The sequence below is a fragment of the Exiguobacterium sp. s146 genome (genome assembly GCF_018618415.1).
GTDB lineage: Bacteria > Bacillota > Bacilli > Exiguobacteriales > Exiguobacteriaceae > Exiguobacterium.
In genome coordinates this window covers 40,704-58,254 of sequence record NZ_JACSMA010000003.1, presented here as the reverse complement: position 1 = coordinate 58,254, position 17,551 = coordinate 40,704, and the positions used below count along the sequence as shown (strand labels likewise).

General features: G+C 52.5%; 15 protein-coding genes, 1 riboswitch and 1 other annotated feature. Of the genes, 6 read left to right on the top strand and 9 right to left on the bottom strand.

What is annotated here, in order from left to right:
• Positions 1–4 precede the first annotated feature (4 nt).
• A complete protein-coding gene (locus tag KNP83_RS10790) occupies positions 5–1,075 on the bottom strand; it encodes an SDR family oxidoreductase (RefSeq protein WP_214762464.1) in 1,071 nt (356 codons plus the stop codon).
• The gene (locus KNP83_RS10785) at positions 1,072–3,246 is read right to left on the bottom strand and encodes a PAS domain-containing sensor histidine kinase (RefSeq protein WP_214762463.1); all 2,175 of its coding nucleotides are present in this window, start codon (positions 3,244–3,246) and stop codon (positions 1,072–1,074) included. The genes KNP83_RS10790 and KNP83_RS10785 overlap by 4 nt, the downstream gene beginning before the upstream one ends.
• Positions 3,247–3,380: 134 nt before the next feature.
• Here KNP83_RS10785 and KNP83_RS10780 point away from each other — a divergent pair, with 134 nt between their 5' ends.
• Positions 3,381–3,866, top strand: coding sequence for a restriction endonuclease (locus KNP83_RS10780; protein WP_251139341.1), 486 nt, complete (start codon positions 3,381–3,383; stop codon positions 3,864–3,866).
• A gap of 217 nt (positions 3,867–4,083) precedes the next feature.
• Positions 4,084–4,563 carry an LURP-one-related family protein gene (locus tag KNP83_RS10775; protein WP_021068133.1) on the top strand — a complete coding sequence of 160 codons (480 nt, stop codon included), beginning with the start codon at positions 4,084–4,086 and terminating at the stop codon, positions 4,561–4,563.
• A gap of 69 nt (positions 4,564–4,632) precedes the next feature.
• On the opposite strand, the gene KNP83_RS10770 is transcribed toward KNP83_RS10775, so the two are convergent.
• Positions 4,633–5,256 (bottom strand): DUF1836 domain-containing protein, encoded by a 624-nt coding sequence (locus KNP83_RS10770; protein WP_214762462.1) that lies wholly within the window; start codon positions 5,254–5,256, stop codon positions 4,633–4,635.
• Between the two features lie 148 nt (positions 5,257–5,404).
• Here KNP83_RS10770 and KNP83_RS10765 point away from each other — a divergent pair, with 148 nt between their 5' ends.
• Both KNP83_RS10765 and murB read left to right on the top strand, forming a co-directional pair.
• Positions 5,405–6,055 carry a diacylglycerol/polyprenol kinase family protein gene (locus tag KNP83_RS10765; protein WP_214762461.1) on the top strand — a complete coding sequence of 217 codons (651 nt, stop codon included), beginning with the start codon at positions 5,405–5,407 and terminating at the stop codon, positions 6,053–6,055.
• Between the two features lie 154 nt (positions 6,056–6,209).
• A complete protein-coding gene (gene murB, locus KNP83_RS10760; protein ID WP_214762460.1) occupies positions 6,210–7,130 on the top strand; it encodes a UDP-N-acetylmuramate dehydrogenase in 921 nt (306 codons plus the stop codon).
• A 94-nt stretch (positions 7,131–7,224) separates the two neighbouring features.
• Here murB and ald read toward each other — a convergent pair whose 3' ends face one another.
• The 4 genes from ald to trhO form a co-directional block, all read right to left on the bottom strand.
• On the bottom strand, positions 7,225–8,355 hold the full coding sequence (ald, locus tag KNP83_RS10755) for an alanine dehydrogenase (RefSeq protein WP_214762459.1): 1,131 nt from the start codon (positions 8,353–8,355) through the stop codon (positions 7,225–7,227).
• A gap of 129 nt (positions 8,356–8,484) precedes the next feature.
• Positions 8,485–9,708 (bottom strand): PucR family transcriptional regulator, encoded by a 1,224-nt coding sequence (locus KNP83_RS10750; RefSeq protein ID WP_214762458.1) that lies wholly within the window; start codon positions 9,706–9,708, stop codon positions 8,485–8,487.
• Positions 9,709–9,813: 105 nt separating this feature from the next.
• The gene (locus KNP83_RS10745) at positions 9,814–10,239 is read right to left on the bottom strand and encodes a divergent PAP2 family protein (RefSeq protein ID WP_214762457.1); all 426 of its coding nucleotides are present in this window, start codon (positions 10,237–10,239) and stop codon (positions 9,814–9,816) included.
• 117 nt (positions 10,240–10,356) lie between these two features.
• On the bottom strand, positions 10,357–11,298 hold the full coding sequence (trhO, locus tag KNP83_RS10740; protein ID WP_214762456.1) for an oxygen-dependent tRNA uridine(34) hydroxylase TrhO: 942 nt from the start codon (positions 11,296–11,298) through the stop codon (positions 10,357–10,359).
• A 225-nt stretch (positions 11,299–11,523) separates the two neighbouring features.
• Here trhO and KNP83_RS10735 point away from each other — a divergent pair, with 225 nt between their 5' ends.
• Positions 11,524–12,168, top strand: coding sequence for a TVP38/TMEM64 family protein (locus tag KNP83_RS10735; RefSeq protein WP_214762455.1), 645 nt, complete (start codon positions 11,524–11,526; stop codon positions 12,166–12,168).
• A 27-nt stretch (positions 12,169–12,195) separates the two neighbouring features.
• On the opposite strand, the gene KNP83_RS10730 is transcribed toward KNP83_RS10735, so the two are convergent.
• Positions 12,196–13,479, bottom strand: coding sequence for a Na+/H+ antiporter NhaC family protein (locus KNP83_RS10730; protein ID WP_214762454.1), 1,284 nt, complete (start codon positions 13,477–13,479; stop codon positions 12,196–12,198).
• Between the two features lie 68 nt (positions 13,480–13,547).
• A riboswitch (SAM riboswitch) is annotated at positions 13,548–13,643 on the bottom strand.
• 96 nt (positions 13,644–13,739) lie between these two features.
• A complete protein-coding gene (locus KNP83_RS10725; protein ID WP_251139339.1) occupies positions 13,740–15,419 on the bottom strand; it encodes a GGDEF domain-containing protein in 1,680 nt (559 codons plus the stop codon).
• A gap of 154 nt (positions 15,420–15,573) precedes the next feature.
• Positions 15,574–15,786: a binding site (T-box leader), on the top strand.
• 53 nt (positions 15,787–15,839) lie between these two features.
• Between KNP83_RS10725 and argS the strand changes: the two genes are divergently transcribed.
• Positions 15,840–17,522 carry an arginine--tRNA ligase gene (argS, locus tag KNP83_RS10720; RefSeq protein ID WP_214762453.1) on the top strand — a complete coding sequence of 561 codons (1,683 nt, stop codon included), beginning with the start codon at positions 15,840–15,842 and terminating at the stop codon, positions 17,520–17,522.
• Positions 17,523–17,551: the final 29 nt, after the last annotated feature.

The window sequence follows — 17,551 nt, the reverse complement described above, 5'->3', positions numbered from 1 at the left end:
CTGGTCAGGGCTTTTTGTGTTTCTCGTAATAGGCGACGACTTTCGGCAGATAATCTTTTAAATCCGGACAGACGATATCGGTGCCGCTCAGTGCGCGCAGCGTTTGGGTCGTATCGAAATGGACTTGATGCTTAAAGTAGGCGAGCAGCTCGCGCGGAACCCCGTAACGTTCCGACAGATGCAACGCCGAGAATCCGGTCTCCGCGACCGCATGCGGAATCGTCCCGCGTGGAGGGCGACCGAACATCTCTTCATGAATCATGCGATACACTTCACGGGCCCCGTGCGGGAACGGGTCGGTCAAATGAAATGTCCGCTTCAACCCGACCGGTGCATGGGCGAGATATGCGGTCGCCTCGACGACGTAATCGTAGGGAACGAGGTTCACCTCGATATTTTGTCGCCCGATGTACGGGAGTGGGGCGGCTTGACGAAGTTGATCCATCAGTTTCAAGACGAAGTAGACCCCGTCAAACTTTTTCGTCTCGCCGGTCTCACTGTGGCCGATGACGATGCCCGGACGGATGATGGTCACCGGCATCGAGCCAAGCTCGCGCGAGACGATGGCCTCGGCCTCATACTTCGTCGCCTCGTAATGGTTTTTAAAACGGACGCGGTGCCATAACTCGTTCTCATAGACGGTCCCTTGGCGGCGTCCGGACACGTAGGCGGTGCTGAAGTAGACATACCGTTTCAACTGTGGCGCCCGTTTCGCCAGCGAGGTGATATGCTTCGTCCCGAGCAGGTTGATGCGATACCCGATGTCATACGGGATGCTCAAGTCGTAAGCGGCCGCCAAGTGAAACACGTAATTCACTTCACGCTCGATGACAGAGCGCATGATCGGGTCAATCACGACTTCGGGCAACGTGATATCGGCCTCGACGAGGACGAGCTGATCGTCTCGTAACGATGTCGTGTCCAATAACTCCTGTTTCAAGGCGAGTGCCCCGGAACGTTCGGTCGGGAGGTGGAGCGCGTAAATCGTCCCGATTTGATTCGGTAATGACGCGAGATGTGTGATTATCTTGCCGGCTAAAAAGCCAGGAAAACCGGTGAAAGCGTAATGGTTCATAGTGTCTCCTCCGCTAAGTCCAACGTGAACGTGAATGTCGAGCCAACGCCAACGCTCGACTCGACCTCGATACTTCCGCCATGCGATTCGATAATTTCCTTACAGATGGATAGCCCGAGACCCGTCCCGCCGATTTGACGTGTATCCGAGTTGTCGACACGATAAAACTTCTTGAACAGTTCTTCGAACGCATGCTCCGGAATCCCGATGCCAAAGTCTTGAATCGAGACGTGGGCTTGGCTGCGTTCTTTGCGCACCCGCACCTCAATCTCGTGATGGTTCGGGGAATACTTGATGGCGTTCGATAGCAAGTTGATGATGACCTGCTCGATGCGGTCCTGATCGGCGACGAGGTGGAGCGCTTCATCGGCGTCATCGAAATGGATGGAATGGTTGCTCGTCTCGCGGAAGCGTTCGACGACGTCACGGACGAGTTCATTCAAGACGAAATGGTCTTTCTTATACTCTTGGTTGCCGTCTTCCATGCGCTGAATGTCGAGAAAATCGTTCAACAGGTCGGTCAAACGCTTCGCTTCTTTCGCCATCGTCTTTAAGTAACGCTCGCGCTTCTCGGGACTCAAGTCGCGGGCGAGCATCAGCTCGATATATCCCGACAGCGACGAGAGTGGGGTGCGGAGTTCGTGCGAGACGGTGCTGACCAATTCATTTTTGATTTGGTCCATCCGTTCTTCCTCGGTCCGGTTGCGGAACACGAATAAGAAGCCGCTGTCCATGCCGATTTGGCGTTTCGTATCCATACCGGTCCCGTACATCTCATAATACTGCTCGTCCCGATCGTTCGGTTGTGGGATGGAGAAGCGCATCGACACTTCGCGGGCCGAACCGTCGAGCAACAAGTCGATTTTTTTCAACATCTCGGTGCGGTCGCGCGGGCGGAACGTCGACAGGAGTGGGATGCGCTCTTGCATCTTGTTCGGGGCGATTCCTGGCAAATCGAGCAGGCGACGGGCGTGCACGTTCATAAACAGGACGCTGCCGTTCGATTCGGTCAAAACGAACGCTTCATTGGACGCCTGTAAAATCGATTGGATGATGTCCCGCTGCCGGGCGATGGCGTTCTTCTCCCGTTCGAGCATCCGCTCGACTTTCTTCCGGTCGCTAATGTCGCGCATGACGGCGACACGGAGTGTCTGGCCTTGGAACGTCACTTCCTTCGGATATACTTCCATCTCGAGGAACGTCCCGTCCTCACGCCGGCCGATGACCTCGTACGGTGTTTGGATGTGGTTCCGGATGCGGCGCAATACGTCAGCTCGGTAACCTTCGGCGATAAATTCAATCGTCTGGCGCCCGACCATCTGTTCCGCCGGGATTCGGAAAATCGACTCGGCCGCCTTGTTCGCATCTAAGATGGTCCCTCCTTCGTGAAACAGGACGGCTTCAATGACCGATTCGGCGAACATGCGATATCGTTGTTCTTTATGCAATAATTCGCCTTTCAAGGCGATTTCAGGGCTGACGTCGAAGACGAAAAAGAAAAAGCCGATGACGCGATCTTGTTCATAGACCGGATGCATGAACAGTTTTCCGACGAAATGGGTCCGATCTTTTCGTTGGAACTTCCATTCCCGGTCGCCACGGTCTAGCGCCACACGCAACATCTGTTCGAATGACAACAGCCGCTCCGTCTCGTCTTGATAATGGGTCCGCTTTTCGCTCAGTTCGCGTGATTCGAACAGACCGAACGGGGTCATTTCATAGAGTACTTCGTGCGGCTCGTAGCCGAACAGCGCGGTTGCCCCTTTATTGAAGCGATTGATTAACAGATTGGCATCGGTCATAATCATCGCCATATCGAGTTCGGTGTGCATCATCGCTTCGAACGCGTTATGTTGGACCGTCACGCGCGTATCGAGCGGGAGCGGTTCAATTGATAAGATATAGACGTCACCGTTCGGGATGGCATGGATGCGGATTGTTGGCATCTCGTATGTCCAAGGCAATCCTTGTTCCATCCGTCTCGATAGTTCCATCGTAATCGGTGATTGGTTGACCATATGAAAGATGTTCGTTCGCGTTTGTAAGTCTTCAGGGAATTGCTCTAAGAACGGCCGGTTCGCTTGGACGATCGTCCCGTCCGTCGTAATTAACGCTACACCGTAAGGCAAGGCGTGCAGCAATTCGTTTTGGAGATGTCCTTGATTCTCCATTAACGATGATCCCTCCTTCTCTATGTCACACGGGTACATCTTCAATACATTCGACAGCTCCCCCTTTGTTTTCCTGCCTCCAAACGGTAAAGTGAAGACAAGAACAGATAGAGAGGACGATGGATGTGAAGGGAATGGGACTCAGCTTGTTGATCGCCATCGGATTATGGTGGGGAGATGCGCCGATATGGAGTATCGTCGCGTGTTTAGGCATCGGCTTGCTCTGGCTCATCTGGCGGATGCGTCTGTCGACGATTCACCGCATCGATCGAATGGACGGTCGTGAGTTTGAATTGTTTTTAGAAGAAGTGTTCACCGCCCTCGGTTACACGGTGACGGTGACGCCGGCGTCTCGTGACTTCGGGGCGGACCTGTTGCTTGAGGCAGAGGATGGATGGTCAATCGCCGTCCAAGCGAAGCGCTATGAAAAAGCGGTCGGACTCGAGGCGGTCCAACAAGTCGCAGCGTCTGTCCCATACTATGGGGTGAACGAAGGGTGGGTCGTGACGAACTCGTCTTATACGGAGAGTGCGTACGAATTGGCAGAGCCAAATCAAGTTCGTCTGATTGCAAGAACGGAGCTCGAAGAGATGTTGAAACAGGCCGGTTTCAAGCGATAATATCAGGCGTGTTCACAACTTTGACAGAATGGCGGATTGTGTCGAAGAAAAAGGGGTTGTCTTTTTCACGAATCGGTGCAATAATCATCTTCGTCATATGAAATATGTAGTCGCTGAAACGAGAAAACGCGACGCACAGTACCAATTTGGGGGTTTCATAGAAAGACCAACCAAACACACACAAATCCACGGTTGGAACGTATTAGGAGGAAAAGCGGTGCGCAAATTAATTTATGTAAAAGGTTGCGTCTTTACGCAAGGCGAAGCGACCATTTATGACGAGACAAACGATGCGATCGGATCTGTTCACCGCGACGCGGAGGGCAGTGTTCAAGTGCACAACTTGTCAGGCCGTCAAATCGCTCACGGGAAGTATATCCCGAATTGTCAGAAGTGGGTCGTCATGAACCACGACGGACAAGCGATCGGTCAGTTGAAGGACAAATTCTCGTTATTCGGGAAAAAGTGTGAGTACAACGTCTATGAACGCGGTCTCTATACGATTCAATACGATGTCGAGCGTTACAAGTTCAGCGTTCGAGACAAAGCAGGCAAACTTGTTGCGGAACTCCGTAAACAAGACGATGACTGCTTCTGTTTGACGAAAGAGGCCGATCAGCTCTCGATGTTCGAGTTGTTGTCTGTCCTTAAAACGTTGACAGTCAAATCACGGATGCCAATCGCGGTATCGGTGTAACCAATATGACGAACACCAGTCACTGCGACTGGTGTTTTTTGCTAACAAAAAAGCCTCATTCGACGGTGGTCAAATGAAGCGGCTCAAGTAATGTTTCGCCTCGAGCTCGAGGGTCGTCACGCGATGGGCGTATAGACAGAGCTTGAGGACGTGCAAGATGTTCGGGTGGGCGACACCCATCTTTTCAATCGAACGCTTCGCACGCGTGTCGAGGAGCTCGATGGGGCTCGTCGATTTGGCGTATTCGGCATAAAGCCGATAAAAGTCGATCGGCGAGATGAGGTCGTCCTCGTCGCGGTCAGGATTGTTGAAGATGAGCGCGAGAAGGGAACTCGTTTCTTCAAGCGAGAACAAGTGCTTCAAATCATCCAGTAAATAGATGATGGCCGCCTGTTGGAGCGAGTATTTCTTTCCGACGCGAGGAACGCCGATGATTTTGCGGACCTCTCGCTTCGTCCAGTTTTGAATCGTGGTCGCGGATAGATGTTCTCCCGTCAACGTGTTCGCCAAAGCGACGATTTGATTGATTGACAATCCGTTCTTTTCAATATGAAACAAATGGATTTTACGAAGCTCTTTCGGGAAATGCTCACGCACGTCCTCAGGGAAAAGGGAGATGGCCCGGTCAACGTCGCCAACCCGCATATAGTGAAGGCAATCAGCCAAAGTTTGAATCGAAATTGCGTCGCGCATACAGGCATCCTTTCTATAGCCGCCTTCGTTCGTTGGCTATACAGTCATTTGACCTCATTCTACCAAATGTTTGAAAAGGAAGCTAGGCTATCGCTTGATTAAGGTATAATGAAAACGTACAAAAAATGTAGATAAAGGTGGTACAACGATGAATGAATGGGTCAGTTCCATCCTGTCCATCGTCATTGTCCTGGTGTTCCTCGTCGGTCTTGAACAGATTGGCAAACGCCTCGGCTGGACGGATGAGACAATTCGTAAAAGTGTACATATCGCGGTCGGCCATTGGTCGCTGCTTGCAGTCTGGTTAATGGAGACGTGGTACGTCGCCGCCGTGCCGCTCGTTTTTTTCACGTTCGCGAACGCGTTTCTTCTTTATAAGAGTCCGTCACCCGTCCACCAGACCGAACGGAAATCGCTCGGCACCGTCTATTATCCGATCGCCTTGCTCGTGATTCTATACTTCTTCTTTGAATCGGAGCCGCTCGCCTTTTTGGCGGGATCGCTCGTCTTGGCGTGGGGAGATGGTCTGGCCGCGCTCATCGGACGGAAGTACGGTACAGTGACGTATGACTTGTACGGGCAGAAGCGCTCATTCCAAGGGAGTATGGCCATGTTCCTCAGCTCATATGCTGTCCTCTTTTTATTATTTTTGTGGGATGATATTCCACTTTGGCAAGTGGTAACATATGGATTCATTATTTCAATCATTGCCACACTGACAGAAGCGATTTCATATCGGGACTGGGATAACTTTACAATTCCAATCGTGGTGGCCGTTGCCTCATCGTTATTGTTATAAACCAATTCCCTCATTGTAAAGAAAACGATGCTTGTCACTCCTGTCAAAGATTTGTATACTGTGTTTCGTACTGACACGATTCAGTGCCGTGTTTGCCTCCATCTTGACGAACCGAGGCACTCTTAAAATAGAACGTAAAGGATTGAGGCAACGCATGAGCTTTTTAAATCAACTACTCACTATCATTCCGGCCGATCGCGTGAAGCAAGATGAACCGCTGTCGGCTCACACGTATACAAAATTAGGCGGACAGGCCGATTATTTCGTGGCCCCGCACACGTATGAAGAAGTGCAAGCCGTGCTTGAGCTCGCGCATCGCGAGAACGTCCCGTTCATGATTCTCGGCTTCGGATCGAACTTGATTGTCCGCGACGGAGGCCTTCGTGGCATCGTCTTGAATTTGAACGAACTGAAAACGATTCGTCGAGACGGGAATCAGCTGATCGCCCAAGCCGGTGCGGCCATCATCGACGTCTCACGCCAAGCGTTGACGGAGGAGTTATCAGGTTTAGAATTCGCCTGCGGCATCCCCGGAACGGTCGGTGGCGCCGTGTATATGAACGCAGGCGCCTACGGTGGAGAGACGAAGGACGTCATTAAGAGTGCCGTCGTGTTGTCACCTGAAGGGCAACTCATGACACTGTCGAAAGACGAACTCGATCTCGACTACCGGACGAGCCGGATTTCGAAAGACGGCTTGATTGTGCTCGAAGCGACGTTCGAACTCGAACCGCTCGGCTATGAAGCGATTAAAGACGTGATGGACGACTTGACGTACAAGCGCGAATCGAAGCAACCGCTCGAATATCCATCATGCGGCAGCGTCTTCAAACGACCGCCTGGCTACTTCGCCGGTAAATTGATTCAAGACTGCGGCTTGCAAGGGAAGCGGATCGGTGGAGCGGAAGTCTCGCTCAAACACGCTGGCTTCATCGTCAACATCGATGAAGCGACAGCGACGGAGTACATCTCGCTCATCCGTCACGTCCAGGCGACGGTGAAGGAGAAGTTCGAGATTGAGCTTGAACCGGAAGTGAAAATCATCGGCGAGGACATCGCTGTCGAGAACGCATAAGCGTGCAAACGCTCGAACCGATCGGTTCGAGCGTTTTTTTATAGAGTGACGACATCAAAAAAAGCCGCCAGCATCGTTGCTGGCGGCTTTACGTTTACGCTTGTAATTGCTTCGTGATGGCTTCGGCAGGTGCGACGTACGTATAACCGAGGTCGCGGGCGACAGCTTCATACGTGACCGTCCCGTCGATGACGTTCAATCCTTTGAGCAAGGCTGCGTTCCCGCGGATTGCCGGGAAAATCCCTTTTTGTGCGCATTCGACGATATACGGCATCGTCGCGTTCGTCAAACCGAGCGTCGACGTGCGTGGGACGGCACCTGGCATGTTGGCGACGGCATAATGTTGGACCCCGTAGCGCTCGTATGTTGGCGCGTCATGCGTCGTGATATGGTCGATCGTCTCGCAGATTCCGCCTTGGTCGATGGCGACATCGACGATGACCGAACCTGGTGACATTTGTTGGACCATTTCTTTCGTGACGAGTTTCGGTGCTTTTGCGCCCGGGATGAGGACGGCCCCGATGACGAGGTCGCTTTCAGCCACTTGTTTGGCGATGTTGTAGCTATTCGAGATGAGCGTGTTAATCGTGTTCCCGAACTGATCATCGATTTGGCGCAGACGAGCCGGACTGATGTCCATGATCGTGACGTTGGCCCCGAGACCGATAGCGATTCGGGCCGCGTTCATCCCGACGACACCACCCCCGATGACGGTGACGTTCGCACGTGGTACGCCTGGTAGGCCAGATAAGAGAATCCCTTTACCACCGTGCGGTTTTTCAAGGATTTGAGCTCCGATTTGAGCGGCCATCCGTCCAGCCACTTCGCTCATCGGCGTGAGGAGTGGCAACGTCCGATCGATTTCGACCGTTTCATAGGCGATTGCCGTCACACCAGAATCGACGAGTGCTTTCGTGAGTTCTGGTTCGGCCGCCAAATGCAAGTAAGTGAAGAGCGTCAAATCAGGACGGAAATAACGATATTCCGACGGTTGCGGTTCCTTTACTTTTAACGCCAATTCGACGTTTTCCCAAACGCCTGCGGCTGTGTCGACGATGGTTGCTCCCGCATCGACATATTCCATGTTCGTGAAGCCGCTCCCTACGCCTGCTTCCGTCTCGACGAGGACGTCGTGTCCAAGTTCTGTCAATACGGCTGCCCCCGTTGGCGTCAAAGCGACACGATTTTCGTTGTTTTTAATCTCTTTCAATACCCCGATTTTCATGTAAAGTTCCCCTTTCTCTACTGACACAATTTGTTCACACCTCTAGTATAGACCCATCCGAAAACGCTGTCTTTAGCATGGATTCTAAAAGAGAGAACACCCACCTTGTGAAAAATCACAAAGTAGGCGTCAATCATCTTGGCGGTATTGACCGGCCTTGATGGAGAGGTACACGGCGGCGCGTTCGGGGAGGGACACTTGCGTGATATTCGTCAACTCCTCAATCCGGCGAATCCGGTAGAGCACGGTGTTCGGATGGATATGAAGATGGGCGGCGACACGTTTGACGTTCCCATCAAAATAGAAGTACCATTCGAGCGTCGTGACGAGTTCGGTGTGATGTGTGGCGTCATAGGTCTGGAGGCGTTCGATGATCGGGTGCGTCTCGAGACGGAGTCCGATGCGTCGAGCCAAGTCCGGAACGAGCTGATAAATCCCAATCTGTTCGAACGTGCGCGAAGTCGCGAGCTCATACGGGAACTTTCGGCGCAGCGACGTGACGCGTCGTGCTTCTTCCATCGCCGCATAGAGTAGGTCGCTCTCAAAGAAACGCCGACTGATGCCGAGGCGCGGCTCTGCTTCGCTGAATTTGTCGCGGAGTTGCGTTTCAAATCGGTCGGCCCACTGCAAGAGCGCCGTTTCTTCCTCGGCCAAGTCCGATTTCATATAATGCCAGACGAGCAACTGTTGCCCGTCGATGGCGTGCAAGACGACTTCAATCGCTTGTTGGGTCGCCAAGACGTAAAACAACCGCTCCGCCAGCTGCGGAGTGACCGGTTGGACGCACTCAATGACGGTTAGGCGGCTAGCGACGGCGATGGGTGCGAGCTCATTCAAGCGGTCGCGCTGAGGTGGCGACAAGACCGGAGTGGCCAACACTTCCAAAAAGAACCGTTCCAATTCGGCATCGATGCGCCGTTCGTGCATCGCGATGGTCATCAATAGCTTTTTGGCGATGTTCGCCCCTTCTTGTAGGACGGTGAGCTCTTGTTCCGAGAACGGCGTCGTTCGGGCCAGACTCCAAATGTAACCGAGCACGTCACCTTGTTGCTTGATGACGACGGCTGCTCGCTCGCCGAGTCCGACAGCCATGCGAGCGGGGACGACGACTGGTTCGTCCCGGTCAATCACTTCTTGCAGAATCCCGCTTTCCCATAAGTCCTCGATGACCGCTTCCGGGACACGGCGGCCGATAATCGTCGCGATACGTGCCGGATCGGTCGAGTCGGGATGGGTGCTATAGGCAAGTAACTGATGGTGGCGGTTTTCGATTGTAATCGGAGCACGGATGGCCTGACCGATGGCTTCGGCGAGCGTGTCGAGCGACTCATAAGATTTCTGTAAAAAAGGCATGTCGATTCCTCCTCTCTTTTACTATACCGTCTCTGTTGTGAAAGTTCACAAAAAGATAGACAGTTTAGAGAGGGACCGACATGCCTAAGTCATTTGATGATTTGCTTACATTGGGAAAAACAGACCGACGACGAGACCGAGCAACGCACCGACGATGACTTGGTACGGCGTATGACCGACAAGTTCATTCAAAATCGGCGTCTCATGTTTGATACCTTTGAAATAATCGTTCAACAAGCGGGCTTGGAAGCCGACAGCTTGACGGACACCGGTCGCATCGTACATGACGATCGTGGCGAAAATGAGGGCAAGGGCGAACATACTCGAGTCAATCCCTTCTGCTCGACCGATTGCGGTCGCGAGCGCGACGACGGTCGAGCTATGGGAGCTCGGCATTCCACCCGAGGCGAACATGATTTCTAATTCAAAATCGCGTGTTTTAATAAGTTCAGTCACTAGTTTGGCGGCCTGGGCAATAAACCAGGCCAATACTGCGGCGAGTAAAGGTTCGTTAAACAGCAATCGAGTCACTTCCTGTCTGACAATAGTATCTACACTATACCCGATTCTGTCCGGCGCTAGACGTAAAGTTTCTGTCAAAAAAAGCATTCCGAGCGTAGGCTCGAAATGCTTTCTGGTCGATTTTTGTTACCCGACGACGCCTTCAGTCTCCTGAAGTTTGTCCGCGATATTCTCGATGATATAGCGGTTGCGTGGATGCTCCTGGCACTCTTTCGAGCATGAGCGCATTTGTTTCGGCTCACACTCTTCACAACAGAAGTGTTGGGCATTACACACCGGGTTGGCACAATTAACGTAGCGGACCGTCTTCGTTCCGCAGTGCATGCACTCCGATACGACGGACGGGTTGACCGTGTTGACGGGGACGTTGATGCGCTCGTCAAAGACGTAAAGCTCGCCTTCCCAGTCTTCACCTTTCGTGGCTTCGTCTTTGCCGTACATGGCGACGCCGCCTTTAAGGTGGAAAATGTTGTCGTGACCTTGGTCACGCATATATGCGGTAAATTTCTCGCAACGGACGCCTCCGGTACAGTACGTGAGTAACGTTTTCCCTTCGTAGAGGTCCTTGTTCTCTTCGAGCCAATCTGGCATGTAACGAGAAGCCTCTACATCGATTTTGATCGCGTTTTTAAAGTGACCAAGATCGTACTCGTAGTTGTTACGAACATCGAGGATGACGACATCGTCGCGATTCATCATCTCTTTCCATTCTGCCGGTTCGAGGTACGCACCGTGCTGTTTAGGCACGTCGAACTCACCATCAAAGCGCCACGTCACAAGCTCTTTCTTATGACGGACAAAAATTTTCGAGAACGCATGCTCTTCGACTTCATCGATTTTGAACTCGATGTCGCTGAAGTACGGGTTCGCTTTCAAGTCGTTCATGTACTGCTCGGTCTGTTCCCAAGTCCCAGAGCACGTCCCGTTGATTCCTTCGGAAGAAATCAAGATGCGTCCTTTGATGCCGAGGTCCTTGCAATACTTGAGGTGCTCTTGTGTGAGCGTTTCTGGGTCTTCGATATTGACGTACTTATAGTATAGCAAGACCCGCATTGGTTTTGTTTCCATGTGTGTTACTCCCCTGTGTTCAGTTTTTTGCAGGAAAACGAACGTTGGGTTGTGTCGTTCGACAAACGGACTTGCCTGCAACCACAAGTCCATATTATATGATAGATATCACAGGGAGATTTCGCAAATACTTTTTATTTTTTTACGGCGGTGGGCAGGGGGATGCGTCTTCCTGAGCGAAATCGGGTAAAAAGGGAATAACGAAAGTTGAAGGTGGAAACAGATATGCTGACATCACTCCAACAATATATTTTAAACTTGATTGAATGGTTGCAAGGACTTCCGGGCGGGCCTTGGGCAGGACTCGGGGCACCTTTCTTAGAAGCCATCTTTCCATTTCTCCCGCTCGTCCTCATCATCTCGGCGAACGCAGCGACGTACGGATTTTTGCTCGGGACGTTATTGTCTTGGGTCGGCAGTTTGCTCGGGACGATCCTTGTGTTTGCAGCGGTTCGCTACGTCTTCCGAAAGCCGATGACGCGGTGGCTTGAGCGACATAAACAAGGCGTCTACTGGCTCGAACGCATCAATCATATGAGTCCGATTTCGCTCGGGTTCCTCTACTCTCTCCCGTTCATTCCAGTCAGTTTGATTACGTACTTACTCGCCCTCATCCAAATGCCGCTCCGGACGTTCATCATGGCGGCCGGGTTCGGAAAGTTGCTCGTCGTCTTGATTTTCTCCGTGATCGGTGACCAATGGGAAGAGTTTATTCAAAGCCCGTTTCGATTATCGATGCTCGCCCTCTTGCTGTTCGTCCTGTGGGCGATTAGCCGCGGACTCGAAGAACTGCTCAAACGGCGTGCCTTCAGAAAACGGAACGAGCAACTGAAACGTGAACTCGAAGCGAAACGACAAACGACCTTGTGAAGCGACTGCCTCACAAGGTCGTTTTCGTTAAGTGCGTTTCTTGAAACGCGGGAAGTTAAAGGCGATGGCCAATCCTCCGCAAATGAACAACAAGAACGGATAGAACATATACGGCACGAGCGCCGGTGACGCCGTGTTCGTCAATTCGGCCGCGATGAGAAGCTGTGCCCCGTAAGGTAGTAGTCCCTGAACCCCACACGAGAAGATATCGAGTACACTCGCTGATTTTTTACGTTCGATGTCATAATCGTCGGCGATGTTCGCGGCGAGCGGACCAGCGACGAGAATCGAAATCGTGTTGTTCGCCGTCGCGACGTTCGTCGCACTGACGAGTCCGGCGATGCTCCACTCGGCACCGGCCCGACGTTTAATCCGGGACGTGAGCGTGTCACGCAAGTACGTGAGTCCGCCGTTGTGCGAGATGAGCCCGACGAGCCCACCCATGAGTAGGGTCAGGAGTGAAATCTCGGCCATGCCCATCAGGCCGTCCGCCATGGCGGTGACGTATGTGGTGACAGCGAGGCTACCGTCCAACAGACCGATGATGCCGGTCAAGGCGATCCCGCCGAGCAAGACGAGGATGACGTTCATGCCCGTCAAGGCGAGTACGATGACCGCAAGGTACGGAATCAGCTTATACCATTCAAATGCCGCCGGCTCGATGGTCGATTCGCCGCTCGATAAGACGGCGAGTAGAATCGTCGTGATGACGGCTGCCGGCAAGACGATCCAAAAGTTGGTCCGGAACTTGTCGCGCATGTTCGTCCGCTGGGTGCGGACGGCGGCGATTGTCGTGTCCGAAATGAACGACAAGTTATCTCCGAACATGGCACCGCCGACGACGGCCGCTGCCGCGATGGCGATATTGACGCCGCTTTCCTCATGGATGCCGAGGGCGATTGGCGCCAGCGCCGCAATCGTCCCGGTCGACGTGCCCATCGCCATCGAGATGAAGGCCGCAATGACGAACAGGCCACTCAATAGGAGCGAGGGTGGTAATAACGTCAAGGCCGCATTGACGGTCGCATCAATCGCCCCAATCGCTTCGGCGACGCTCGAAAACGCGCCGGCGAGCAAGAAGATGAACACCATGATCAGGATGCTCGGATTACCGGCACCTTGAGCGACGCGTTCGACGGTCTGGGTGACGCTTCCTTTCGTCATCACTGCTGCGACGATGACGGCAATCAAGGCCGCAATCAAGACAGGGAATTTATAAAAGTCGTCATAGTAGATGCCTGCCCCGATAAAGAAGACGAGGAAGACGAGCAAAGGCAACAAGGCCCATTTGTTAGCTGTTGGTTGTTCCAATCGATTCACCTCATTCAATGAAAATAAAAAAGAGAGCCTTCGAAAAAGGCTCTCTACAAGAAATACCCTTTTCATCTTTCGAGCAGACCGCTCGCTGGATTTGGCACAGGTTACCCGCTGCCGAGACGTCACTGGGCCAGTCCCTCAGTCTCTCTTGATAAAAAGTCGCGATATATAGTTATAAGACACGTTCCCTAACCTATAGGTTTCGAAGCGGTTTGTCAATAGAAAAAACCCCACGCGATGAACGCGGGGGCGAGTCAGGACGTCAAGAAATTGTAATGGGCGACGCGGTTGCGTCCGGCGTACTTCCCACCGACGTAGAGCGCTCGGTCGGCGTTGCGGATTGTATCGTCCAGACGTTTGTCCCCGAACGCCTGAATCGTATCGACACCGATGGAAGCGGTGACGGGTATATCAATCCCATCGACGTGGAACGGTTTGTTTTCGATTTGTTGCCGGATGCGCTCGGCAATCTCAACGGCGGCCTCCACATCGCACCGGTTTAACAGCAAGATGAACTCCTCGCCGCCGTAACGGGCCGCGAAATCATCGGTACGGAGCACTTGGCGGATGCGGCGACCGAACTCTTGGAGCACACTGTCTCCGACTTGGTGACCGTGCGTATCGTTAATTTTTTTGAAGAAGTCGATATCGAGCATCGCGACGGAAATCGGATACATCGAGCCGTCCGAAATTTGTTGAATCCCGTATTCATAAAAAGCCCGCGCATTGGCAAGCAACGTCAAGCTGTCCGTCCGGCTTTCGGTATAGAGGCGGTCGCGTTCGTGACAACGACTGATCGTTCGATTGAACGATTTGAGTAGTTTAACGATCTCGCGTTGAATGATGGGCGGATAGCCATAGACGTGCTCACCCGTCATGACGAGCCACGTGCGAATCCCTTCGATTTCCTCGGAACGGACCGAGATGAAGCTATGATAGTCTTCATTGAATTCGTTCGACAGCGGGGCATCCCATTCGAAGCGCATCTCATATTCGACCGAAGCTTCGTTCGGGTAAGTGGCATCGAGTATATCGAAGACGACGTGACGATCAATCGGCTGGCGCGTCTTTAAATCAAAGTAAAGGCTACGGTCGAACAGTTTGAACTCAACAAACCCTTCGTCGTACTCGTTGAGTCGTTCACATTGACTGAGGAACACTTCAATGGCTTGCGCCTCGCTTTGCGACAACGACACGGCTTCTTTTGCCTCATCATATTGTTCAATCAATGATTTGAAGGCGTCTTGTCGCCCTTTCTGGATGATGAGCCGTTTAATAAAGAAGGTGAGGGCGGCGGCGATACTGCTGACGACGAGCAAGTTCGTCTCACGGAAGAGTGAGGCCGCCAAAATAAAGACGAGACTGACGATATACGTGTAAAATGCGATGCTTAAAAAGTCGCGGACCGGGATGTCGACACGGAACCACCAACCGACTTGATACTTTTGGACGACCGTGTTCAAGATGATGGCAACGATCAATCCGGCAAGCGGTAAGAACGAGTCTTGGGAATAGAAGCCGAGACCGGTCACACCGCCGAGCGCCAAGTACACACTGGCTGGGATGGCGATTTCCAAAAACGACGTGATGGCGTTCCACGGATACGTGAAGCGGAAGCGCCTTAACGCGACACGCGGTTTCAAGTTGACGAACTGAAAGACGATTAGGCCGATTTGGTTGACGAACAACGCCGTCTCGAAATCGAAGAATAAGAAAATGATTAAGACGATACTTTCCGAAAAGGTAAAGTAGACGCCTTTCCGTTCGATGGAGTCCATTTGAAAAATAATGACGAGCAGCGCGATCAAGATGAACGGTAACGGCTCGATGGCCGGCATGTTCAACACGCCTGTCGCGAATAAGGTGAGCGTTAAACCGAACAGCATACTCCAAATACTCCAACCAAGGACGGACATCTTGCGGAAATGGTTCATGGTTCCCTCCTATGTGGGAAAAATTCAATTATGTATGGTAGGAGATTCGGCATAATCACGCCCGAGTCCTGCCTATCCATCATAATGGCGGAATTCTAGCATTGAGTCTATATGAAATTTCCTCTATAATGAAATTGCTTTTCAACCACATAGACGAAAGTCGATGAAAAAGAGAGTAACGATTGTTCCGTCAACAAAGCGACCTAGGGATTGGTGAGAGCCTAGGCTGACAAACATCGCGAAACGCACTTTTGAGATGCTATCCGAACTTGAGTAGGCGTAGCCGGGGGACCCCCGTTATCACCGATAAAGCGGTCTGCGTCAAGCAGGCAAGAAGAGTGGTACCGCGGGCCATCCCGTCTCTTTGCATCTGTGCAAAGGGCGTTTTTTTTATGAAGAAATGAATAAGGAGGAATTAGAATGAGTTATGAACGCAAATATGCGGAAGCCTTGTCCCGTGTCATCGGGGACGAGTTGACGCTCGACCAGATTGAAGCATTGATTGAAAAACCAAAACATGAGGCACACGGGGATCTCGCGTTCCCATGTTTCCAACTCGCAAAAGCTTACCGGAAAGCCCCGGTCATGATTGCGACAGATATCGCCAACGACTTGAACGACGAGTTGTTCACGAAAGTCGAGGCGGCCGGCCCATACGTCAATGTCTTCTTGAGCCGTGACGTCGTATCACAAGAGATCATCAACACGGTGCTCGATGAACAAGCGGACTATGCGACGCATGCGACGCGCAACGAGACGATCGTGACCGATTTCTCGTCACCGAACATCGCCAAACCGTTCTCGATGGGTCACCTTCGTTCGACGGTAATCGGGAATGCCATCAACCAAATCGCCCGTAAAAACGGCTATGACGTCGTCGGCATCAACCACCTCGGAGATTGGGGCACACAGTTCGGTAAACTGATGGTCGCCTATAAAAAATGGGGCGACGAGGAAGCGGTCCGGGCCCATCCGATTGCCGAGCTTTTGAAGCTCTACGTCCATTTCCACGAAGAAGCGAAGACGCAACCGGAACTTGAAGACGAGGGCCGGGCGTGGTTCAAGAAACTTGAAGACGGCAACGAGGAAGCGACTGAGCTTTGGACGTGGTTCCGCGACGAGTCGCTCAAAGAGTTCCAAAAAGTATATGACCTGCTCGGTGTCGAATTCGACAGCTTTAACGGAGAAGCGTTCTATAACGACAAGATGGACCGTGTCGTCGCCATGCTCGAAGAGAAGAACCTTCTCGTCGAAAGTGAAGGCGCGATGGTCGTCTCGCTCGAAGATGAGAACTTGCCGCCATGCTTGATTAAAAAGAAAGACGGCGCGACGCTTTATGCGACACGCGACTTGGCAGCTGCCGTCTATCGTCATGAGACGTACAATTTCGTCCAAGCCAACTACGTCGTCGGTGGCGAACAGGCACTTCACTTCAAACAACTGTTCTCCGTCTTGCGCAAGCTCGGCTACGACTTCGTCGACGGCATGCATCACGTGCCGTTCGGCTTGATTTTGCAAGAAGGGAAGAAGATGTCGACACGTAAAGGTCGCATCGTCCTGCTCGAGGAAGTGCTCAAAGAAGCAATCGAGAAAGCACAGGCGAACATCGCTCAGAAGAACCCGGAACTTGCGAACGCGGAAGACGTGGCTCGCATGGTCGGTGTCGGCGCGGTCATCTTCCACGATTTGAAGAACGAACGCATCAACAACATCGAGTTCGACCTCGACAGCATGCTCAAATTCGAAGGTGAGACCGGCCCGTATGTGCAGTACACGAACGCGCGCGCGAACTCGCTCCTTCGTAAAGGCAACTACGACGGCTCGACGTTCGCTGGTGCGAACGACGACCACACGTGGGGCGTCGTGACGATGCTCAACGCCTTCCCGCACGTCATCACACGTGCCCATGAACGCCGCGAACCGTCAATCATCAGCCGTTACGTGCTCGATTTGGCGCAAGCGTTCAACAAGTACTACGGTCATGTCCGTGTCCTTGAAGAAGATGCAGGCAAACAATCACGTCTCGCCCTCGTCAAAGCGGTGACGATCGTGTTGACGGAAGGACTCCGATTGATCGGTGTGCAAGCTCCAGAAGAAATGTAAGGACGACAAAAGGGACCCGTTTGAGGGGT